At 37.4% G+C, this 1,034-nt stretch carries 1 protein-coding gene; it reads right to left on the reverse strand.

Going from position 1 to position 1,034, the window contains the following annotated elements; genetic code table 11:
- Window positions 1-734: 734 nt before the first annotated feature.
- The coding region (locus ACYVJS_RS16265; protein WP_460740895.1) for an NADH-quinone oxidoreductase subunit A at window positions 735-1,034 on the reverse strand (300 nt) is incomplete at its 5' end.

Consider the following 1,034-nt stretch of genomic DNA (forward strand, 5'->3'; position numbering starts at 1 on the left):
CAGTGCTTTTTTATCAAATAGGTACCTCTAGTTCTCAAATACCTAAGATCCGCGCTATACGCGGGTCTATATATCCAGGCCGCCATAAGACGGCCCGGATTTTTCGGCTAATTTAACCTTCGTCGACAATATTAACGTCAAATAAAAGTTAAATTCTAGAGAGAGAGAACGGATATAAAATATCAATCTAAGTTATCTATTCGACTATATACCAAAAAACCAGTCACGCCTAAAGCTCGACCGGTCTCCACGCCTACTGTAGGAACCGGCAATATTTTATTTAAAACCAGACAGTATTTATATAATTTAACTTAGAATACTTTTTATTTAAAATTACTCCCCCCGTAAAATTTTGGCGTACGGTGCCGCAAAATTTTAAAGCGGCACCACCACCCTAAGGTGTGGTGTCGCCCGCGGGGGGGCCAAGGAATTTTAGCCCTTGGGTGGGTTAGCTACACCTTAAGACGATGATGCATCACCCGGAAAAAATTTATTAATAAGAAGCAAGGTTACCTTACTTATAATAATTGTAAAATTCCTCAATTAAGGTCGGCCTAAGGCCGACCTCTCCTGTAAAAGCCCAAATGCGGTATTTATAAAAATGGGGTTTAATAGGGGACCCAAGACTTACGCCTTAGATCCTGTTAAATAAAATATGAGACCCCAAAAGGGAGTCAACTGGGTTATAAATGGTTCCCCGAGGGTGGGGGCGACAAAGTCGTCCCCAATTATAATTAATTTAAATTAATTTTAGAAGTTGTAGGATCCTTAGTAAACTTAAGTGCTCCTTTAGACCATTCGTAAACGAATCCGATTGTTAAAATAATTAAAAAAAGAATTACAATCCAGAATCCCATTGTTGAGATTTCATAAAGAGAAACTGCAAATGGGAATAGAAATAAAACTTCTAAATCAAATACAATAAATAGAATAGCTACTAGATAAAATTGAACAGAAAATTTTTGTCTAGCATCACCAAGTGGAGTAAACCCACATTCGTAAGGTGATACTTTTTCACTGTAAGGTTTATTAAC

The sequence above is a fragment of the Microbacterium neimengense genome, from assembly GCF_054782995.1.